Source organism: Streptomyces gelaticus, assembly GCF_014649535.1.
Taxonomy (GTDB): domain Bacteria; phylum Actinomycetota; class Actinomycetes; order Streptomycetales; family Streptomycetaceae; genus Streptomyces; species Streptomyces gelaticus.
Genome location: NZ_BMTF01000026.1, coordinates 65,263 through 85,280 on the forward strand (window position 1 = coordinate 65,263; position 20,018 = coordinate 85,280).

General features: G+C 71.2%; 19 protein-coding genes and 1 pseudogene. 15 read left to right on the forward strand and 5 right to left on the reverse strand.

Annotated elements, in window-relative coordinates; all coding sequences use genetic code 11:
- Positions 1 to 7: 7 nt before the first annotated feature.
- The gene (locus IE107_RS28730) at positions 8 to 1,165 is read left to right on the forward strand and encodes a Dyp-type peroxidase (RefSeq protein ID WP_189547260.1); all 1,158 of its coding nucleotides are present in this window, start codon (positions 8 to 10) and stop codon (positions 1,163 to 1,165) included.
- Between the two features lie 266 nt (positions 1,166 to 1,431).
- Here the strand turns inward: IE107_RS28730 and IE107_RS28735 are convergent, their stop codons facing one another.
- The 3 genes from IE107_RS28735 to IE107_RS28745 form a co-directional block, all read right to left on the reverse strand.
- The gene (locus IE107_RS28735) at positions 1,432 to 1,623 is read right to left on the reverse strand and encodes a hypothetical protein (protein ID WP_229867313.1); all 192 of its coding nucleotides are present in this window, start codon (positions 1,621 to 1,623) and stop codon (positions 1,432 to 1,434) included.
- Positions 1,624 to 1,859: 236 nt separating this feature from the next.
- A complete protein-coding gene (locus IE107_RS28740; RefSeq protein WP_189547262.1) occupies positions 1,860 to 2,333 on the reverse strand; it encodes a hypothetical protein in 474 nt (157 codons plus the stop codon).
- A 17-nt stretch (positions 2,334 to 2,350) separates the two neighbouring features.
- Positions 2,351 to 3,583: a helix-turn-helix domain-containing protein gene (locus tag IE107_RS28745; protein WP_189547263.1), complete on the reverse strand. Its 1,233-nt coding sequence runs from the start codon at positions 3,581 to 3,583 to the stop codon at positions 2,351 to 2,353.
- Between the two features lie 242 nt (positions 3,584 to 3,825).
- Here IE107_RS28745 and IE107_RS28750 point away from each other — a divergent pair, with 242 nt between their 5' ends.
- The 7 genes and pseudogenes from IE107_RS28750 to IE107_RS35365 all read left to right on the forward strand — a co-directional run.
- Positions 3,826 to 3,975, forward strand: coding sequence for a hypothetical protein (locus IE107_RS28750; protein WP_189547264.1), 150 nt, complete (start codon positions 3,826 to 3,828; stop codon positions 3,973 to 3,975).
- Entirely contained in the window at positions 3,972 to 4,178 is a 207-nt protein-coding gene (locus IE107_RS28755; protein WP_189547265.1) for a hypothetical protein, read from the forward strand. The genes IE107_RS28750 and IE107_RS28755 overlap by 4 nt, the downstream gene beginning before the upstream one ends.
- A gap of 76 nt (positions 4,179 to 4,254) precedes the next feature.
- Complete coding sequence (locus IE107_RS28760) at positions 4,255 to 6,162, forward strand: nucleotidyltransferase domain-containing protein (RefSeq protein ID WP_229867305.1); 1,908 nt, start codon at positions 4,255 to 4,257, stop codon at positions 6,160 to 6,162.
- Positions 6,159 to 7,241: a hypothetical protein gene (locus tag IE107_RS28765; protein ID WP_189547266.1), complete on the forward strand. Its 1,083-nt coding sequence runs from the start codon at positions 6,159 to 6,161 to the stop codon at positions 7,239 to 7,241. The genes IE107_RS28760 and IE107_RS28765 overlap by 4 nt, the downstream gene beginning before the upstream one ends.
- Positions 7,238 to 8,029, forward strand: coding sequence for an SDR family NAD(P)-dependent oxidoreductase (locus IE107_RS28770; RefSeq protein WP_189547267.1), 792 nt, complete (start codon positions 7,238 to 7,240; stop codon positions 8,027 to 8,029). The genes IE107_RS28765 and IE107_RS28770 overlap by 4 nt, the downstream gene beginning before the upstream one ends.
- Positions 8,030 to 8,056: 27 nt before the next feature.
- Complete coding sequence (locus IE107_RS35360) at positions 8,057 to 8,488, forward strand: NUDIX hydrolase (protein WP_229867306.1); 432 nt, start codon at positions 8,057 to 8,059, stop codon at positions 8,486 to 8,488.
- Between the two features lie 29 nt (positions 8,489 to 8,517).
- Positions 8,518 to 8,676 (forward strand): annotated as a pseudogene (locus IE107_RS35365) (DUF397 domain-containing protein); the annotation flags it as partial.
- Between the two features lie 57 nt (positions 8,677 to 8,733).
- On the opposite strand, the gene IE107_RS28780 reads toward IE107_RS35365, so the two are convergent.
- Both IE107_RS28780 and IE107_RS28785 read right to left on the reverse strand, forming a co-directional pair.
- A complete protein-coding gene (locus IE107_RS28780) occupies positions 8,734 to 9,732 on the reverse strand; it encodes a MarR family transcriptional regulator (protein ID WP_229867307.1) in 999 nt (332 codons plus the stop codon).
- 358 nt (positions 9,733 to 10,090) lie between these two features.
- Entirely contained in the window at positions 10,091 to 12,940 is a 2,850-nt protein-coding gene (locus tag IE107_RS28785; RefSeq protein ID WP_189547268.1) for an FAD-binding and (Fe-S)-binding domain-containing protein, read from the reverse strand.
- Positions 12,941 to 13,246: 306 nt separating this feature from the next.
- Here IE107_RS28785 and IE107_RS28790 point away from each other — a divergent pair, with 306 nt between their 5' ends.
- From IE107_RS28790 to serC, 7 genes are all read left to right on the forward strand, one after another.
- The gene (locus tag IE107_RS28790; protein ID WP_189547269.1) at positions 13,247 to 14,785 is read left to right on the forward strand and encodes a sensor histidine kinase; all 1,539 of its coding nucleotides are present in this window, start codon (positions 13,247 to 13,249) and stop codon (positions 14,783 to 14,785) included.
- Positions 14,782 to 15,225, forward strand: coding sequence for a roadblock/LC7 domain-containing protein (locus IE107_RS28795; protein ID WP_189547270.1), 444 nt, complete (start codon positions 14,782 to 14,784; stop codon positions 15,223 to 15,225). Before IE107_RS28790 ends, IE107_RS28795 begins: the two co-directional genes overlap by 4 nt.
- Positions 15,222 to 15,587, forward strand: a complete 366-nt coding sequence (locus tag IE107_RS28800; protein WP_072485746.1) for a DUF742 domain-containing protein — start codon at positions 15,222 to 15,224, stop codon at positions 15,585 to 15,587. The genes IE107_RS28795 and IE107_RS28800 overlap by 4 nt, the downstream gene beginning before the upstream one ends.
- On the forward strand, positions 15,568 to 16,221 hold the full coding sequence (locus tag IE107_RS28805) for a GTP-binding protein (protein ID WP_072485747.1): 654 nt from the start codon (positions 15,568 to 15,570) through the stop codon (positions 16,219 to 16,221). The genes IE107_RS28800 and IE107_RS28805 overlap by 20 nt, the downstream gene beginning before the upstream one ends.
- On the forward strand, positions 16,218 to 17,498 hold the full coding sequence (locus tag IE107_RS28810) for a cytochrome P450 (RefSeq protein ID WP_189547271.1): 1,281 nt from the start codon (positions 16,218 to 16,220) through the stop codon (positions 17,496 to 17,498). Before IE107_RS28805 ends, IE107_RS28810 begins: the two co-directional genes overlap by 4 nt.
- Positions 17,495 to 18,703: a cytochrome P450 family protein gene (locus IE107_RS28815; RefSeq protein ID WP_189547272.1), complete on the forward strand. Its 1,209-nt coding sequence runs from the start codon at positions 17,495 to 17,497 to the stop codon at positions 18,701 to 18,703. Before IE107_RS28810 ends, IE107_RS28815 begins: the two co-directional genes overlap by 4 nt.
- A 96-nt stretch (positions 18,704 to 18,799) precedes the next feature.
- Positions 18,800 to 19,918: a phosphoserine transaminase gene (gene serC / locus IE107_RS28820; RefSeq protein ID WP_189547273.1), complete on the forward strand. Its 1,119-nt coding sequence runs from the start codon at positions 18,800 to 18,802 to the stop codon at positions 19,916 to 19,918.
- The last annotated feature ends 100 nt before the right edge of the window (positions 19,919 to 20,018 follow it).

Below are 20,018 nucleotides of genomic sequence, written 5' to 3' on the forward strand. Positions count from 1 at the left end.
TGCCCCCATGCGCCGAGCCGATCATCACCCGTCACGCCGCACGTTCCTCGAAGTCGCCGGCGCCATGATGGCCGCCGGTCTGACCGCCGGGTGCACATCGGACTCCGCCCGGCCGGGCCGGCACGCCCCTGCCCCAGGGGCCACGCCCATGCCGGTTCCGGCGACGGGCCGCCATCAGGCAGGCATCACGCTCCCCCGGTCGGCCCAGCCCAACCTGCTCGCCGTGGTGGCCGACCTCGGTGCCACCGTGGCTCCCGGCCCGTTACTGGCCGAACTCGGCCAGGCCATCCGCACACTCACGGCGGGGACCGACACGCGGCTGCTGGGCCTGCCGCCGGGCGACCTCACCGTGACCGTCGGCGTGGGCCCCCGGCTGGTGCGCACGGCTGGTGCCTCGCTGCCCGGCGCGGCCGACCTCCCGCGATTCTCCCGCGAGCGGATCGCCCCGCAAGCACGCGGCGGTGACCTGCTGATACAGATCTGCGCCGGCGACGCGCTGCTCCTACCGGTCGTCGCCGCCGCGCTTCTGGACCAGGCCGGTGACCGCGTCCGCGAACGCTGGCGCCAGTCCGCACGCCGCGGTACGAACGTGTCCGTCGGCAACGGCCTCACCGCGCCACGCAACCCGCTCGGTTTCATCGACGGCATCGTGGGCCCGCACACGACCGCCGAACAACAACGCGACCTGTGGCTGGCGGGGCCCCCCGCAGTCGCCGGCGGCACCCTTGCCGTGCTGCGGCGCATGGAACTCGACCTGCCGCGGTTCGCCGCCCTGTCCGTGGCCGAACAGGAAGCGGTCTTCGGGCGGCGCCGGGCCAGCGGCGTCCCCCTCTCCGGCGGCACCGCCGCCTCGGGCCCGGAACTCGGAGCCAAGACACCGGACGGGCGCTATCTCGTCCCCGCGGACGCCCACGCGCGCAGAGCGCACGCCACCGTGGTCGGGGTCGGCCTCATGCTCCGCCGCTCCTACAGCACCGAGGAGCCCGCCCCCGGCCTGCTCTTCATCAGCTTCCAGAACGACCTGCGGACCTTCACCGCCACCCTCACCCACATGGAGGCCTCCGACGCACTGCTGCCCTTCACCACCACGACCGCCAGCGCGACATTCCTGATCCTCCCCGGCTTCGACCGGCAACACCCGCTCGGTTCCCAGCTATTCGGCTGATCACGATCAACTTGAGGGGGAGACCGCGATGCCTCACATTCCCTGTCGGTCTGCATGCGCCGACGCACAGTCGTACGTCTTCGACTCCCTGGGAGTCATGGGCTGTTGGCAGCGGCCGCACATCATCGGCGGGCCGCCCGCCACACGCGGTTGAGGCGAACCGCGGCCGGACACGGCGCGCACCGGCAGGCAGTGCACGCAGGTATGGCCGAGGAGCGCGCGGTACGCGGCGTCGCCGCTCGGGCGGACGGTCTTCGTCAGGGGGATCACATCGGCATGTCCTTCCGACAGGAACGGGGGAACCAGTGAACGGTGGATTCGAACACGCCGATCGCTCTGGGGCCGAGGTCGACGGCAGTCTCGGCGGACAGGGGGACGCCGCAGAACACACAGCGCACGCCGCGCTGCTGGGCATCCGACAGCGACACGACCGGGGGAAGCTCCCGTGGAGCGTCCACGGCGGTCAACGGAGCACCTCCGCAGGGGTCTCAAGCCGCTGGCGGCTGGGACGACTCGGCAGCCGCCTGCTCCAGCGCCGCGCAGTCCGCCGCCGAGAGGACCAGACGGGGTTCGGTACGGCCGAGATGGGCCAGGGCGAGGCTTTGGTGGAGCGGTACAGCCAGCCGCCGGAGTGACGCGTCACCCACACCATGAGGCGGTCCCAAGTAACGGCCCCGTCCGGCGAAGTACAGATTTAGCGGCTCGCACCCTCGGGCCACAGGATGCGTACCGGCACGCCCGTGCGCTCCGCGTAGCTCACCACGTCGGCGGTGCCGCCGAAGCCCCAAGCAGGCTTCCCGTCCCACACGGCCAGCAGATCGTCCGCCAGGCCGACGAGGATCTCGCTGCCCGCCATGTGTGCGGCCGAGTTGGAGTCCGTCATGCCGGTCTGGTGGACCTCGGCCGCGTGGCTCATCAGCCTGTCGTACACCGGCCAGTGTTCTCCGGGGAGGCTCTCCCGATATCCGTCGGCCGGCACGACGACTTCCAAGCGTCCGCCGTGCGCGAGGACGTACTCGGCGAACCACGCGTCGGGTCCGTCCGCGATGCAGGAGACGCCGACCAGTTCGTCAGCGTCGTAGGACTTGACGGTGACCTCCAGGAGTTCGCGGACGCGCCGTTCCACATCGGCGTTCAGTCCGCGGTGACCAGTGACTCCCACACGCATTGCTTGCCCTCCTTCAGCTACAGGTAGACGTCGTGAAGACGCTCGTCGAATTCCCGGACGACCTTGGGCGGCGACCCGGTGCGGTAGGCGCGCCTGACCGCTCGGGCCCGGTCCACGATCCGCCCGGAACGGTACTGGAGACCAGTCCCCAGTGCACGGGTCGCCTGAGCAAACGCGGCTTCCACGCGGCCCGCCGCCAGGTGCCCGGCCGCGATGTCGAGGACGAGCAAGGCCCGCTGCTTCGCATGACCGGTGGCGAGCGCTTCCGTGTCGGCGTTGAGTACCCAGCCCGGAAGTCCCAGCCGGGCACCGCAGGTGACCCGGGCCGCCGCGACCTTCGCCTCGTTGAACGTGAAAACCCATGGCCACGGGGGCTGTTCCGCAGACTCAAGCTTCTGGGCCAGGGACCGGCTCGTGGTCAGCGCACGGTCGGCCTCGCGTTCGTTCCCCGCCGCCGCATGGGCCAGCGCCTCCACCGACGTGAGCCACACGTCCGCCACGGCCGGACTGCGTTCATCGAGGAGCCTGCGGGCCCTGCGGGTCAGATTCAGGGCTTGGACGCCGTTGCCCGCGTCGGCCTCGAACTGGGCGAGGCTCCCGGCCTGGTACGCGGCCAGCAGCGGGTGACCGGCGGCTCGTGCGGCCGTGATCGCCAAGCCGTACCGGTTCCGCGCCGAGCCGTGATCGCCCATGTCCCAGGAGAGCCAGCCCAGCAGACTCGCCGCCTCGCTTCTGACCGCCGCCAGGCGGGCCCGGTGCCTGTCGTCCGGCGCCGCCCCGGCGAGGCTCTCGACGAGCCGGAGATGCGAGCGAACGGCTTCGGCAAGCTCGCGGGACGGGGTCGACGCGTCCAGGCGCCGGTACGACGCCGTCCCGAGTCTCAAGGTGGCGGCTTGACCGGATGCTTCGCCACCGGGGTCGGGGAAGACGGAGAGAGCAGGGGCGACAACTACGGCGACCGCCCCGCCAAGAAAGTTGCGTCGTTCCACGTGCTCGAACCCATCTCGTGCTGATTCCGCGAGACCCAGCAGCGACCTCGGGATACTCAGGTGTGCGGCCACCGCCGTCAGCACATCCGTCGCGTACGAGCGCACTCCACGTTTCTCCAGGCGCGAGATCGCCGACTGAGACAGTCCGCACGCCTGACCTAACTGGGTCTGCGTCATGCGCGCATCCGTGCGCACCAGCTCGATGACCTTGCCATAGTCCCTCGCCCGGGACGCTTCCCTGGCCTTGGGCGAAATGCTCAACGTCCCCCCTCATCATGGGTTTCAACCCCATCAGGCACGTACCCGTACCCGCATTGCGCATAGCCGTATGCGCATATCGCGTCGCAGATGGTCCCACGAGCGAGTTTCCTCATTGACTGGTCACACGCCCCCGGAGGTTGAAGGACCCTCCGGACGGCTCCCCCGAGGCAGCGGGCCGCGTCGCGTCCCGTCCGTTCGCAATGTGCGGCCCGTTGTACCAACTTGACCCGCAGGAGCGCGCGATGCCCACGTCCCTCCCCCGCGACCCGGACGAGCAGCCGGAGTACGGCGTCCCGAGTCCGGACCTTGTGGCCCGCGCCGCCGAGGGCTTCGAGAGGTTCCTCGCACGGGCTGAGAACAACGTCGCGGCCGACGAGGAGAACCCCCGGTGAGCGGCGTCGGGTCCTTCTTCCACGAGGACGAGCACCCGTGGCTCCACAAGAGGGTGCGGGACGTTGCGAGCCGGGGCGAGGGCCAGCTCACCGCGATCGTCCATGAGGAGACAAACGGGCGCACCGTCAGGGTCGCCCACATCCGTCCCGCATCCGGGATCGAGTGGACGACGGCCGCCGACAACATCCAGCTCATCCCCTGACCAACCAAAGAAACTCACGTACGGCCGATGCCCTCCCCTCGGTGTTCGGCCTTCCGCGGAAGTGGAGGAAGAGGTCATGGAACAGCCGCAGCACGTCCCCTCGGAGGCGACGATCGCTTTCAGCGGTGCGGACAACGTCGGGAAGACCAAGCAGATCGGAATTCTCGCCCGTCGGCTCGGGTCGCAGGCGCAAAGTGGCGGCGCCCTGGACGAGTTCGACCCTCGCTGGGCCCGCATCAAGAAAGAGGGCATGGGTATCTGGTGGTTCGAGAAGGGCCCGATCGAAGAGGTCGCCGACGTCCTTGCCAGCTCGTACATCACCAGGGCGAAGCAGAAGGTCACGGCGCAGGTCCGATTCCTGGACCGGGGCATTCCGATGCTGGAAGCCTCGCTCGCGGGGACCGTCGGGGTGCGCGAACGGCTCGACGTAGCCCACGCGGCCGATCGGGTACGAGAACTGTTGTCGCCTTTCCAGGACGACATCGCCGCCGTCGAGGCTGCTGAGGACGGCGTCGTACTCATTCACGACCCGGACCCGGTGATCGGCGCGCAGCGCAGTCTCTCGCACGAGACGAGCGTCACCCCGCCCTATGTCACCTACCAGGGGCACCTTCACGCCCACATCAACCGCCTGGTCGACGAGGATCGCTTCCGTGTGAGGATCGTCGTCGGAGACCGCCGGGTGGTCGCGGTGCAGGACGCCATCCGGCGGAGTCTCCACGGCGCACACCCGTTCCTTCCCGCCCGCGCGCTGCCCGGGGTCCACGTCATCGCGCTGGGTGGTCTGTCCGAGAGCGGGAAGAGCACGGCCGGCGAGTACCTGCGTCTGCGGCACGGGTTCGGTCGGCTCAAGATCGGCCACCTGCTGGCCGAGTCCGCCCTGCACGCAGGCATCGCCGACCCGTACGCGCTCGCGCCGGTCGTCCAGGCGGAGTTGATCGTGGACGGCCTCGACCGGTACTGCGCGGCACACCATTTCCTTGACCGGGTCACCATCGAGTCTCTGCACGATTTCGAGTCGACGGCCGAGCTGCGCCGGATGCTGGGCAACCAGCTCCGCATCCTGTACGTGGACACTACGCAGCGCGTGCGGCGCGAACGCGGAACCGCCGGGCCGGATGACGTCGTCGAACGCGACAAGGTGAAGGAAGGGCGCGGAGCTGCCCGGATCATCGATCTGGCGACTGACGTCATCGACAACGACGGAACACGCCTGGCGCTCGAACGCCGCCTCGACCGCATCGCGCTCGCCCAGCGCTGGCTGCTTCGCCGCCCCGTCACCGCGCCGGTCAACTCACTCGGCCTGCCCGTCCGGCTTGAGGCGTACCTGTCCTCCTTGCTGGACCGCATCGGCCAGGAACCCGGCCTGATCGACCTGCTCGTGGTCACCGGCAGCGGTGCCCGCGGCAAGTACCAGCACGGCTGGAGCGACCTCGATGTGTTCGCAATCGCCGAACACGGCAACCTGCCTGCCTTCCGGAAGATCCTCGCCGGCCTGGAGGAGGATCTCGGCGGGGTGAAACTGGGCCTGACGGTGCTCAGCCGGGACGAATGCCGGACCGGTGCCGTCACCTCGCGGCTCCTGCACGTCCTCACGCTCATCGGTACCGGGTCGCTGACCCCGCTGTGGTGCAGCGCCGACCTCGACCTTCCCGCCCCCGGCGTCGCGCATGACGTGGAAGCGAGTGTGAAGGCCGGCGTGCAGGCGGCCGTCGAGATCCGGCGTCAGCTCCTCCGGGGTGCCCCCGACCTGCGGTCGTTGTTCAAGGTGACCGCGCTCCTCGCGAAGATCATGCTGCGGTTCGAGGGCGCGGAGTGCCCTTCGGACGACGATGCCTTGGCGCTGTTTCTCCAGCGTGAGCCGGGCAACCATGACGACACGCGGCGCGGGGCCCGCACCGATCCGGCAAAGGCCGAGGCGCTCGCCCACACGGTGCTGGGGCACTGGTTGAGCACCCTCTCCTCTCCCCCGGCAGACGTATGAGCGCGGCAGGCAGCGTGTTCCGCAAGACGCTCCGATCGGGCACGGTCGATGCCGAGGTGCGTGGGTGGGAAGCGGTCGCTCCGTACCTGCGAGTGCCGCGTCTCCTCGGCGTCGACGCAGCAGCCCACGAGGTGGTGTACGAGGACGTCTTCGGCGATGGCGGCGGATGCTCGCTGCTCCTCGGTGACGTGATCGGTCTCGCGGACCTCGACCCGGCGCAAACCGGCCGAGTGATCGCTTTGATCGACGCCGTCTGTGACGACCTCCAGGCCGCCGCTGCGGCCACGGGTTGCCGGAGCCCCTTGTCCTCCTGCGTCCCAGCCCTCTACCAGGACCGCATCCGGCCCGGCGGACGGATCGGGAGCTGGTACCTCCGCAATCCCCCAATGGTCTCTCTCGGAAGAGGCCACGTCATCTCTGTGCGCGAGCTGGCCGCGTACGAGATCGTGGTCAACGGCGTGGTGGTACGGCTGGACCTTCCAGAAATCATGAGGGACGCCCGGGAACTCCTTGCGGGGGACGGCAGGTGGGTCACGGCCGTCACGCAGGGAGATCCCACGGAACCAAACATCGCCGACCCCTTGTGCTGGCTGGACTTCGAGTACGCCGGGCGCAACACGCTGGCCGGCGAGATCGCCACCTTGCTGTGGTACTTGCTCTCCATGGGCGGATGGCTCGTCCCGGTCATCCAGCCCGAGGTCTACGCCCGTACGCTGCGGCTCGCCCTGCGACCGGTGGCCACTCCCCGCATCGAGCAGCACGCCCTCTCCATGACCACCCGATGGCTGGAGGTCACCTACACCTGGGACGTCGGGGCCGGCCGCCACGCCGCTGTCCACCGCCTCGTTGAGCGCATCCACGTCGATCTGGCCGCCACCGCCGGAATCGAGCCCGACCAATTTCTCCGCCGGATCCGCGGCTTCCTCGCCGCGCGCATACTCGGCGTCTTCGCCCCGGCCACCCTCTCCGACGGCGCCCTGCTCCTCATCCTGGCCAAGCTCGCCGAGTCCCAGTCCCCCGCAACCACACTCGAAGACTTCGCCCGAACCACAATCACCGCCGAAAGGGGCCGACGATGACCCTGTCCGTCCTTGAACTCCCCATCCTGGCGCAGCCCCTCCGGGGCCGGGTGGCCCTCGTGACCGGCGGTGCGACCGGCATCGGTGCCGCGATCAGCCGCGCGCTGGGTGCGGCCGGTGCCTCCGTCGCGGTCAACCACCTCGCGCAGCTCGACGACGCGCGCCACGTGATCAATGGCGTCCGCCGCGGCGGCCGCACGGCCATCGAGATCAACGCGGACCTGACGGACCCGAACGCCGTCGCCCGGCTGGAGGATCAGGTACGCGCCGAGCTCGGCAGCATCGACATCCTCGTCAACAACGCCGGGGCCTACCCTCGTGTCGAATGGAAGGACACCGGCGAGGCCCAGTGGGCGCAGGCCCTTGATGTCAACCTGACCATCCACTACCGGGTCAGTCAGGCGGTCACGCCCGGCATGATCCGCAACCAGTGGGGGCGTGTCATCAACATCGGCAGCGTCAACGCCCGCGTCGGACGCCGTGGCCTCACTGCTTACAGCACCGCCAAGGCCGGACTGCTCGGCTTCACGCGCTCCCTCGCCCGCGAACTCGGCCCCGACGGCATCTGCGTGAACACCGTCCTACCCGGAGCCATCCAGGTCGGCACCCAGGACGTGTCCAACGACCAGCACCGCACCGCCCCCCATGACCAGGTCCGCCGCCAGTGCGTACCCCGGCGAGGCCGCCCCGAGGACGTCGCCGCCGCGGTGGCGTTCCTCGCCGCGCCCTCCGCATCGTTCATCACCGGCCAGTCGTTGCACGTTGACGGTGGCTGGCACCTCCACTGACCCGACAAGCACCGAAGGAAGCACCCCGTGACCGAACGCGTCCGCGCCATCCTCACCACCCCATCCCACACCCTCCTGCTGATCAAGCGCATCAGGCCGGGCGTCCCCGTCTACTGGGTCACCCCGGGCGGCAAGGTCGAGACGTCCGACGTCACCCACGAGGACGCCCTGCGCCGCGAGATCAAGGAGGAGATCGCCGGCGAGGTCGAGCACCTGCGTCTGCTGCACGTCCTAGAGGACGACGAGGACCGCCAGCACTTCTACCTCGTGCCGATCAGCACTTGGTCGTTCGAGGACCGCACCGGCCCCGAGTTCAGCCAGGAAGGCCGCGGCGAGTACCTGCTCGAAGAGGTCCCCTTGACCCACGAAGCCCTCGACGCCGTCGACCTCAAGCCCGAGGAGATCCTCCCCATCCTGCACCAGGCCCTGGACAAGGGACTCCTCACCCCGGCTCTCTAGCTCCGTACTTCGCGGGTAGCTCGTTCACAAGCGGCGGTGAAGGGCAGTGCATCGAGTGGGCGCCCGACCACGCGCGCACGACCGGTGAGTTCCTGGTCTGTGACAGCAAGAACCCGAACGGCCCGCACCTGACCCTGACCCATGACGGGTTCACCGGCCTCGTGGAGTTCGCCAAGCACCACGGGTGACCCGCTGACCAACCGACCCCTGAGTCACCGGCCCTCGCCGCGCGGCGAGGGCCGTTGTCATACCTCCGGGTCGGGGTCGGGTTGGCGGCAGGGCCTGCACAGGCCGTCGCGGAACGCTTCGGGCCTTCCCGGGACGCCACATTCGGTGCACTCGACCATCAGGCGGCGTACGGGAGTTCCCGGCACGGACGGGGCTGCGGCGGGCAGGCGGGGCGGGAGCTTGTCGCGGAGGCGGCGGCGGACAAGGCCGAAGGGCGAGTCGACGGACGCGGGAAGACCGGCGGTGAGGGCGCGCGTCAGGTAGTCGGTGTCCACCCCGCGCGTGAGCCACTCGGCGGCCGCCTGCTCCAGTGCCGCACAGTCCGCTGCCGAGAGGGCCAGGCGGGGTTCGGTGCGACCGAGGCGGGCCAGGGCGAGGAAGGCGGGAGAGGGCTGCCGGTCCGCGACCGGCCCCGGCCCCGCCTCCGGCCGCGCCCCAGGCTCCGCCTCCGGCTCTGCGGTGCGCTGCTGCGGCACTGTCGTGACGGGCGGTTGCGCCGGTACGTGCAGGGACGCGGGCGCGGGTGCGAGTGCAGGTGCCGGTACGGACGTTTCGGCCGGGGCGCCCACCCCGGGCGCGGCAGGCACTGCGGCCTCCGCCGGTGCGGAGCGGCGCTCCTCGGCGGTGAGGAAGGTGTCCCACCACTCGTTGTCACGGGCGCACCGGGACCAGAAGGTGCGGGTGACCCAGCGGACTTGGCCGCCCTCACCGCTCAGGCACCGGACGTGGCGCAGATGACCGGCCACGCCCAGGGCCCGCAGAGCGCTGCCGACGGCCATCTGCCCGTACAGCGGCTGGCTCCTGGCCAGCGACTTGATGTCCATCGCCGCACCGTCGGGCAGCGCGTCGACGAAGCCCGCGATGTGCCGCTCACGTTCGGGTAACAGCGCGAAGTCGCCCTCGCGGTGCGGGCGTTGATCCGGAACTGATCGCTTGCCGTAACCGGGCCTCGCCGTCGGGTGGGAGCGCGAGGATGCGGACGCGCGCGGGGCAGGGCTAAGGTTTGAAACAGCCACGGGATCGGCCTCTCGATCTTGGGGTCAGACCCCGGCCGGTGCGCTAACACCGCGTCGGGGTCGTTACGTTCGGCACCGTAAACAGCCGCGACTTCGCGCCGCAAGTCGGTCACGATTAGTCATACTTGCTGGCCGTGACGGGTCGGGGAGGGTGGGGAGGCTTCCCCAACCCCCTTCATTTACCCACCGGTTGTACAACACCGCTCGAATCCCGACACCCGGAACCCGGCTCCCGGAACCCGAAGCTCAAGACCCGGACCCGGGCCTCTCCGCGTACGCACGAAAGAGTGAACGGGACCTCCGCGAAGCTCGAACCCCGGCTCCCGAAGCTCGGGTTCCGGCCGCCCCGCCCAGCTCCTCAACCGCAGGAAGTACCCGGTTCCGGCGGCAGCCCCTCCGCCAGCAGTTCCGCCATGTGCCGTGCCCGCACGCCGCCCAGTTGTTCCAGCTGGGTCCGGCAGGAGAAGCCGTCCGCCAGGAAGGCCGTTCCCGGTTCCGATGCCCGTACCGAGGGCAGCAGGCTCTCCTCCGCGCAGGCCGCCGATACGTCCCAGTGGCCCCTCTCGAAGCCGAAATTTCCGGCCAGGCCGCAGCAGCCGCCGCTCAACTCACCTGTCAGTCCAGCCCGTTCGCGCAGTCGGCGTTCCGCCGCGTCGCCCAGGACCGCGTGCTGGTGGCAGTGGGTCTGGCCGGTGACCGGGCGGTTCAGGCGGGGTGGCCGCCAGTCGGGGGCGTACTCCTCCAGGTACTGGGCCAAGGTCCTTACGGATGCCGCCAGTTCGGCGGCCCTCGGGTCGTCGGGAAGGAGTTCGGGCAGGTCCGTGCGGAGGGTCGCGGCGCAGCTCGGTTCGAGGACGACCACGGGGGCGCCGAGCATGCCGCCCATCCGGTCCAGGGTGCGGCGCATGACCTTGCGGGCCCTGTCCAGCTGGCCCGTGGATACGTAGGTGAGGCCGCAGCAGACCGGCCGGCCGGGGAGCAGCGTCCGGCGTCCCGCCGACTCCAGGACCCGGACCGCTGCCCGCCCCACCTCGGGCGAGAGGTGGTTGGTGAAGGTGTCGGGCCAGACGGTGACCACGTGGCCGTCGGCGGGGATCGCCGTCCCCTTGCCCCGGTGCCGGCCGAGCCACCGGGTGAACGTCTGCCGCGCCAGGACGGGGATCGTGCGCTGCGGGGCGATCCCCGCCAGCCGCTTGGCCAGGGCGGCGAGCGGGCGCATCCGGGCCAGGGCGTTGAGGGCGGGGGCGAACGGGGCGGCCAGGCGCAGCCACAGCGGCAGCCGGCCCATCGAGTAGTGCGCGGCCGGGCGCAGTCGCCGCCGGTAGTGGTGGTGGAGGAACTCGGCCTTGTACGTGGCCATGTCGACGCCCACCGGGCAGTCGCTGCGGCAGCCCTTGCAGGACAGGCAGAGATCGAGGGCGTCCCGTACCTCCGTCGAGCGCCAGCCGTCCGTGATCACGCCGCCCGCCCCGCCCGCCCCGCCCGCGAGCATCTCGTGCAGCAGCCGGGCCCGGCCCCGGGTGGAGTGGGCCTCCTCGCCGGTCGCCCGGAACGACGGGCACATCACGCCGGTGCCCGCAGGCCGGGCCGTACGGCATTTGGCGACGCCCACGCAGCGGCGCACCGCCGCGGAGAAGTCGCCGCCGTCGTGCGGGTAGCCGAACGCGACGTCCACCGGGCGCTTCGGCAGCACCTCGAAGCGGAGGTTCTCGTCGAGCCGGGCGGGGCGGGCGAGGATGCCGGGGTTCATGCCGCCGTCCGGGTCCCAGATGTCCTTGTAGCGGGAGAAGAGGGCGACCAGTTCGTCCCCGTACATGCGCGGGAGCAGTTCGGCGCGGGCCTGGCCGTCGCCGTGTTCGCCGCTCAGTGATCCGCCGTGCGCGACGACCAGGTCCGCGAGGTCCTCGGAGAAGCGGCGGAAGCGGGCCACGCCCTCGGGGCTCAGCAGGTCGAAGTCGATCCGGACGTGGATGCAGCCTTCGCCGAAGTGCCCGTACGGGGTGCCGCGCAGCCCGTGTCCGGCGAGCAGGGCGCGGAAGTCGCGGAGGTAGGGGCCGAGGCGGGCGGGCGGTACGGCGCAGTCCTCCCAGCCGGGCCAGGCCTCCGTGCCGTCCGGCATCCGGGTCGCGGTGCCTGCCGCGTCCTCCCGGATGCGCCACAGGGTCCGCTGCCCGGCCGGGTCGGTGACGACCGTGCCGTGCAGCGCGCCGGCCGCCCGCAGGACGCGCTCGGCGTGCGCCCGCGCCTCGGCCGGGGTGGCGCCGCCCGTCTCGACGAAGAGCCAGGCTCCGCCGCGCGGCAGCCCGGCCGGTTCGCGTACGAGATCGGCGGCCATGCCCTCGACGGTGAGCGGATGGTGCGGGAGCAGGCCGGGGGCGGCTTCGGCGGCCGCGGCCTCGTCGGCGTAGCCGAGTACGGCGAGGGCGCGGGCGGCCGGGGCCTCGACCAGTCGTACGGTCGCCTCCGTCACCACGCCGAGCGTGCCCTCGCTGCCGCAGAAGGCCCGGGCGGGATCGGTCCCGCGCTCGGGCAGGAGGGCGTCCAGCGCGTATCCGGAGATACGGCGCGGGAGTTCGGGGAATCCGGTGCGCAGCAGAGCGAGGTGGGTGCGGATGAGCTCGGGGAGGCCGGTCAGGGCCCCGGGGACCGTTCCCCGGCTCAGCCGCAGGGTGTCGCCGCCGTAGCGGGTCACGGTCAGGGCCCGTACGTTGTCGGCCGTGGTGCCCCAGGCGACCGAGTGCGCGCCGCAGGAGTTGTTGCCGATCATGCCGCCCAGCGTGCAGCGGCTGTGCGTGGACGGGTCGGGGCCGAAGGTGAGGCCGTGCGGGGCGGCGGCGGCGCGCAGCTCGTCCAGGACCACGCCCGGCTGGACGACGGCGGTGCGGGAGCCGGGGTCCAGTTCGGTGATCCCGCGCAGATGGCGGGTGAGGTCGAGCACGACGCCGGTGCCGGTGGCCTGTCCCGCGATGGAGGTGCCGCCGCCGCGCGGCACCACGGGGACCTCGTGTGCGCGGCAGACCGCGAGGGCGGCGGCCACGTCGTCGGCGTCGCGCGGGAAGACGACGCCGAGCGGTACGCGGCGGTAGTTGGAGGCGTCCATCGTCGCCAGCGCACGTGCGGTGGTACCGAAGTCGGCCTCCCCGCGGACCGCGGTGCGCAGGGCCTGTGCGAGTTCGGCGCGTTCCGTCGGATTCCGGTGGGCGGCCATGGGGCCCAGGATGCCGTTGATCGGGCCACTGGGCCGTCCGGCGCCGCCCGTTTCCCCTGAATACGTCAGTACGTCGGAATACGTCGGACGCGTAGTCACATACGTAACTAAGAACGCCACAAGATCTTCCCAAAGAGAGCGTCAATTCTCATATAGTGACCGAGACTTGTCTTGGAATTGTCAGCTCCAGTTGCCGTATTCACGCCGGCAGTTCCGAACTGTCCCGATCTGAACCGTTCGATCTGTCCGATCTATCCCGCCTGTCCGTTCTGTCCGTCCGTACCCGTCCGCCTCCAAGGACTCCCATTGAGCCCCTCATCCCGGCCGACCGCAGTGGCCCTGCTGATATCGCTGGCCGTCACCGGATCCCTGTGCCTGTGGGCGGTCGTCGCCGCCCCCGACTCGGTACGGACCGCGCTGGCCTGGGGGGCGGGCGCCACCGCCGTGGTGCTGTCCGCCGCCGTGGCCGTCGCCGTCCAGGCCCGTGCCAACGCCGGACGTCTGCGCGCCCGGCTCGCCTCGGAGACCCAGCGGTTCACCGGTGAGATCAGCCGCCTCGTGTCCGCCTCGGCGGCCGAGGGCCAGCGGTTCACCGCCGAGACCGCCCGGATCAAGTCCGCGGCGGCGGCCGAGACGGCACGCCTCAGGTCCGCTGTCGAGGCCGAGACCGCGCGGCTCACCGCGCAGGCCGCCGCCGAGACCGAACGGCTCACCGCCGAGACCGAGCGGCTCAGGGCCCGCGCGACCCGCAGCGAGACCGAGCGCTCCGCCGCGGTCGCCGCCTGCGCCAACGCCGCGGGCCGGATGCAGGCCCTGGCCACCAGCATGCTCGCCGACCTGCGTGACATGGAGCACCGGCACTCCGCCGAGGACGTGCTCGGCGATCTGCTCCACCTGGACCACCGCACCGCCCAGGCGGGCCGGCTCGCCGACTCCATCGCCGTACTGACCGGCGCCCGCTCCGGGCGGCGCTGGGCCAAGCCGATCGTGATGGAATCGATCCTGCGCGGCGCGATGGGCCGGATCAGCGGCTACCAGCGGGTGCGGCTCCACTCGACCAGCGATGTCGCGGTCGCCGGCCACGCCGCCGAGGGCGTCATGCACGCGCTCGCCGAACTCCTCGACAACGCCGCCAACTTCTCGCCGCCCACGGCGGAGGTCCATGTGTACGTCGAGGAGGTGCCGGCCGGCATCGTCCTGACCGTGGAGGACAGCGGCCTGGTCATGAGCGATGTGCAACTGCGCCGCGCCGAGCGCGCGGTGTCGGCCACCGACCAGGACCTGACAGGGCTCTCCGGCACCCGGCTCGGCCTCGCCGTCGTCGGCCGGCTGGCCCGCAAGCACGGTCTGACCGTCTCCTTCCGGCCGTCGGCGCGCGGTGGCACGGGCGCGCTGATGATGCTCCCGCAGGAGCTCCTCACCCGGGCCCCCGTACCGGCCCCGGAGCCGGCCCGGCCGGTGTCCGAGCCGGAGCCCACCCACGGCACCGCGCCGGCGGGGACGGGAACAGCAGCGGTCGCGCCCGACGCACGGCGCCCGCAGCACGCCCCGGCCACCGCCGGACCGGCCACCCCCGCCCCGGCGGACTCCACCCCCGCGGACTCCCCCGCGGCCGAGACCACCGGCCACCTCCCCCGGTTCGGCGAGAGCGGGCTGCCCAAGCGCCCCCGCGGCCGTACCCTCGCCGCCGCCGAGGCCCGCGCCCACGCCCACGGCGACGGCGACGGCGCCGCGACCCCCCGGCCCCGCACCTCAGACCCCAAGGAACAGGCAGCCCGCTTCAGCAGCTTCCGCCAGGCTGTCCGGCCCAATACCCCGCACCCGGAAGAAGGCAACACCCGATGACCGCCACCACCGACGAGAAGCTCAACTGGCTGCTGGAGGGGCTCCTGGAGCGCACCCCCGGCACTCGTCACGCCCTCGTCCTGTCCAGGGACGGCCTCAAGCTGTGCCGCACCCCCGAGCTCTCCGTCGACCAGGCCGACCAGCTGGCCGCGATCTCGGCCGGCATCCAGAGCCTGTCCCACGGCGCCTCCGTCGAGTTCGGTGACGGCAGCGGCGGCGTACGGTCCGCGATGGCCGAGTTCTACGGCGGAGTGCTGTTCATCGTCGAGGCGGGCGCGGGCGCCCATCTCGCGGTCGTCGCCTCCGAGGACTCCGACGTCGGCCTCATCGGCCACAACATGAGCGAGCTCGTCGAGCAGCTCGGCGAGCACCTCAGTGCCCCGCCGCGCTCCCCCGCGGCCTCCGGGATCAGCGCCGCCGACGCCGACGCGGCCGTATGACCCGCCCCCGCCGCCCCGGCCGGGACGACGATCCGGACCGGCTGTACACCCTCACCGGGGGCCGTAGCCGGTCCGACTCGGACGCGTTCGACCTGGTGACGCTGGTGGTCTCCGAGTGCGAGCCGACCCCCGGCATGCAGTCGGAGCACGTCACGATCCTGCGGATGTGCCAACTGCCCACCGCAGTCGTGGAGATCGCGGCGGGCCTCGGTCTGCCCGTCAGCATCGTCCGGATCATGCTGTCCGACCTGCTGGACACCGGACGGATCAGCGCCCGCCACCCCCGTACTGCCCGTGTCGCGGACCGGCTCCCCGACCCCGAGATCCTGGAACAGGTGCTCGTTGGACTCCGCAACCTCTGACCGTGCCGCCCTGCGGGCGACGGCCGACAACGGACTGAAGATCGTCGTCGTCGGCGGCTTCGGCGTCGGCAAGACCACCATGGTCCGCTCCGTCAGCGAGATCCGTCCGCTGAACACGGAAGAGACCATGACCCGCGCGGGCGAGGCCGTCGACCACCTCGACGGCGTGCAGTCGAAGACCTCCACGACCGTCGCCTTCGACTTCGGCCGGATCTCGCTCGACGAGCGCTCCGTGCTGTACCTCTTCGGCGCCCCCGGCCAGGAGCGCTTCTGGTTCCTGTGGGACCGGCTGTTCTCCGGCACGCTCGGCGCCGTCGTGCTCGTCGACACCCGCAGGCTCGCCGACTCCTGGTACGCGATCGACCGGCTGGAGCACCACGGCACGCCGTTCATCGTGGCCTGCAACGACTTCGGCGGCCCGCTCCACACCGAACAGCAGATACGCGAGGCACTCGCCCTCTCGGACGACGTTCCCCTGGTGGAGTGCGACGCCCGGGACCGTTCGTCCAGCAAGTACGTACTGATCACGCTGGTCGAGTACCTCCACACCCTTTCGCAGGGCGGGGCTGCCGCCCGGTCCGCCGCCACCCGTCCGGAGACCGCGCCGGAGAAGACCCCGGAGCCCACCTCGTGACCCAGCCCCCGGCCCCGCCCTCCGGCTGCCCCGTCTCCCAGGGCCGCCAGCCGCTCTCCGGCCCCCGGTTCCAGACCGATCCGACCGGGCTCTACCGGGAGATGCGCCGCGACCACGGGGCCGTGGCCCCGATCGTCCTCGACGGCGACATCCCGGCCTGGCTCGTGATCGGCTACCGCGAACTGCACCAGGTCACCGGCGACCCGGTGCTGTTCAGCCGCGACTCCGACCTGTGGAACCAGTGGGACCGCATCCCCGACGACTGGCCGCTCCTGCCGATGATCGGCCGCAAGCAGCCGTCGATCCTGTACACGGTCGGCCCCCGGCACACCGAACGCGCCGCGATGATCAGCGACGCGCTGGAGGCCGTCGACCCGTTCGCGCTCAAGCGGTACGCGGAGGAGTTCGCCGACGCCCTCATCGACGAGTTCTGCGCCACCGGCGGCACCGAGATCATCGCCGAGTACGCGATGCTGCTGCCCGCCCGCGTCCTGGCCAAGATCTACGGCTTCAGCGACACCGTCGGCCACGCGCTCGTCGGCTCGCTCAACGACATGATCGACGGCCGGGAACGGGCACTGGCCGGCCAGCAGCACCTCGCGTCCTCCATGTTCCAGCTGCTGGCCGACAAGCACGCTGAACCGGGCGACGACGTCGCCTCGCGGATGATCGCCGACCGCGGCCACTTCACCGACGAGGAGATCGCCCAGGACCTGATGGTCATGATGGCTGCGGGCCACCAGCCGACCGCCGACTGGATCGGCAACTCGCTGCGGCTGATGCTCACCGACGACCGGTTCGCCGCCTCTCTGTCGGGCGGCCGGCACAGCGTCGCCGAGGCCATGAACGAGGTCCTGTGGGAGGACACCCCGTCGCAGAACATCGCGGGACGCTGGGCCTCGCGCGACACCCGCCTGGGCGGCCGCCACATCCAGGCAGGCGACCTGCTGGTGCTGGGCATCGCCGCCGCCAACGCCGACCCGCAGGTCCGCACCGACGGCTCCGAGATGACCGGCGGCAACAACGCGTTCCTCTCCTTCGGCCACGGCGAGCACCGCTGCCCGTTCCCGGCCCAGGAGACCGCCGAGGTCATCGCCCGTACCGGCATCGAGGTACTGCTCGACCGGCTCCCGGACATCGACCTCGCCGTCCCCGCCGAGCAGCTCACCCGGCGCCCGTCCCCGTGGCTGCGGGGCCTGACCAACCTGCCGTTGACCTTCACACCCACCCTCGCCCTGGGACCCGCCGCGGGAACCGACACCGGAGGCCAGAGATGACCCGGATCGCCCTCGACCCCTTCGTCACCGACCTCGACGGCGAGAGCGCCCGGCTGCGGGCCGCGGGCCCGCTCGCCGAGGTGGAACTGCCGGGCGGGGTGCACTGCTACGCGGTCACCCACCACGCCGAGGCGCGGCAGCTGCTCACCGACAGCCGGATCGTGAAGGACATCAACGTCTGGAACGCCTGGCAGCGCGGCGAGATACCGATGGACTGGCCGCTGATCGGCCTCGCCAACCCGGGCCGCTCCATGCTGACGGTCGACGGCGCCGACCACCGTCGGCTGCGCACCCTGGTCGCGCAGGCGCTGACGGTGAAGCGGGTGGAGCGGCTGCGGGCCGGCGTCGAGGCGCTGACCGCGGCGAGCCTGGACCGGCTGGCCGCGCTGCCGAAGGGCGAGCCGGTCGACCTGAAGGCGGAGTTCGCCTACCCGCTGCCGATGAACGTGATCAGCGAGCTGATGGGGGTGGACAGCGCGGACCACCCGCGGCTGAAGGAGCTGTTCGAGAAGTTCTTCTCGACGCAGACGCCGCCGGAGGAGGTCCCGCAGATGATGGCGGACCTCGGCGAGCTCTTCACGAAGATCGTCGACGACAAGCGCGAGAACCCGGGCGACGACCTGACCAGCGCCCTGATCGCGGCCTCCGAGGACGGTGACCAGCTCACCGGCGAGGAGATCGTCAACACCCTCCAGCTGATCATCGCGGCCGGTCACGAGACCACGATCAGCCTGATCGTGAACGCGGTCGTCGCGCTCCAGACGCACCCCGAGCAGCGCGAGCAGGTGCTCGGCGGCCAGGTGCCGTGGGAGAACGTGATCGAGGAGACCCTGCGCTGGAACACCCCCACGTCGCACGTACTGATCCGGTTCGCCACCGAGGACATCGAGGTGGGCGACAAGGTCCTGCCCAAGGGCGAGGCACTGATCGTCTCCTTCGGCGCGCTAGGCCGCGACGAGGCGCAGCACGGTCCGACGGCCGGTGACTTCGACGTCACCCGCTCCCCCAACCGCCACATCGCGTTCGGCCACGGCCCGCACGTCTGTCCGGGTGCGGCGCTCTCCCGGCTGGAGGCGGGCGTGGCACTGCCCGCGCTGTACGAGCGGTTCCCGGAGCTGAAGCTCGCCGTACCCACGTCCGAGCTGCGGAACAAGCCGATCGTCACCCAGAACGACCTGCACGAGCTGCCGGTGGATCTGGGCTGACCGCCGGTACCCGTACGCCGTCCACGGGCCGGAGCGGGCGTCTCATCCGACGGACACGGTGCTCGGCCGTGTCCGGGAGGCATTACGCTCCGGTTCGTGGCCGATATCCAGATTCCCGCTGACATCAAGCCCGCCGACGGACGCTTCGGCGCCGGTCCTTCCAAGGTGCGGACGGAGGCGCTCGACGCGCTGGCCGCCACCGGTACGTCTCTTCTCGGTACGTCCCACCGCCAGGCCCCGGTCAAGAACCTGGTCGGTGCGGTGCGGCAGGGCGTGCGCGACCTCTTCTCCCTCCCCGAGGGCTACGAGGTGATCCTGGGCAACGGCGGCTCCACCGCCTTCTGGGACATCGCGACGCACGGGCTCATCGAGACGAAGTCCCAGCACCTCAACTTCGGCGAGTTCTCGTCGAAGTTCGCGAAGGCCGCCAAGCTCGCCCCGTGGCTGGCCGACCCGACCGTGATCGCCTCCGACCCGGGCACCCACCCGGATCCGCGGGCCGAGGCCGGCGTCGACGTGTACGCCTTCACGCACAACGAGACCTCGACCGGTGTCGCCGCGCCCGTGAAGCGCGTCGCGGGCGCCGACGAGGGCTCCCTGGTCCTGGTGGACGCCACCTCCGGTGCGGGCGGCCTGCCGGTCGACATCACCGAGTCGGACGTCTACTACTTCGCCCCGCAGAAGTCCTTCGCCTCCGACGGCGGCCTGTGGATCGGCGTCTTCTCCCCGGCGGCCCTGGAGCGCGCCGCGCGCGTCCACGCCTCCGGCCGCCACATCCCGGAGTTCTTCTCGCTGCCCACGGCGATCGACAACTCCCTGAAGAACCAGACGTACAACACCCCGGCCCTGGCCACGCTGTTCCTCCTGAACGAGCAGCTGACCTGGATGAACACCCAGGGCGGCCTGGACTTCACCACCGGCCGCACGGCCGCCTCGGCGCAGAACCTGTACGGCTGGGCCGAGGAGTCGAAGTACGCGACCCCGTTCGTCACCGACCCGGCGAAGCGCTCGCAGGTCATCGGCACGATCGACTTCTCGGACGAGATCGACGCCGCCGCCGTCGCCAAGGCCCTGCGCGCCAACGGCATCGTCGACACCGAGCCGTACCGCAAGCTGGGCCGCAACCAGCTGCGCGTGGCGATGTTCCCGGCGATCGACCCGTCGGACATCCAGGCCCTGACCGCCTGCATCGACTACGTGATCGAGAAGCTGTGACGACGTAGTACCCGTATGAGGAAGGGCCCCGCGCGTCAGCTCGGGGCCCTTCCTCGTTCACTCGGCCGGGTGGCGGAACGACCTTCGGTCCCTGGCGAAC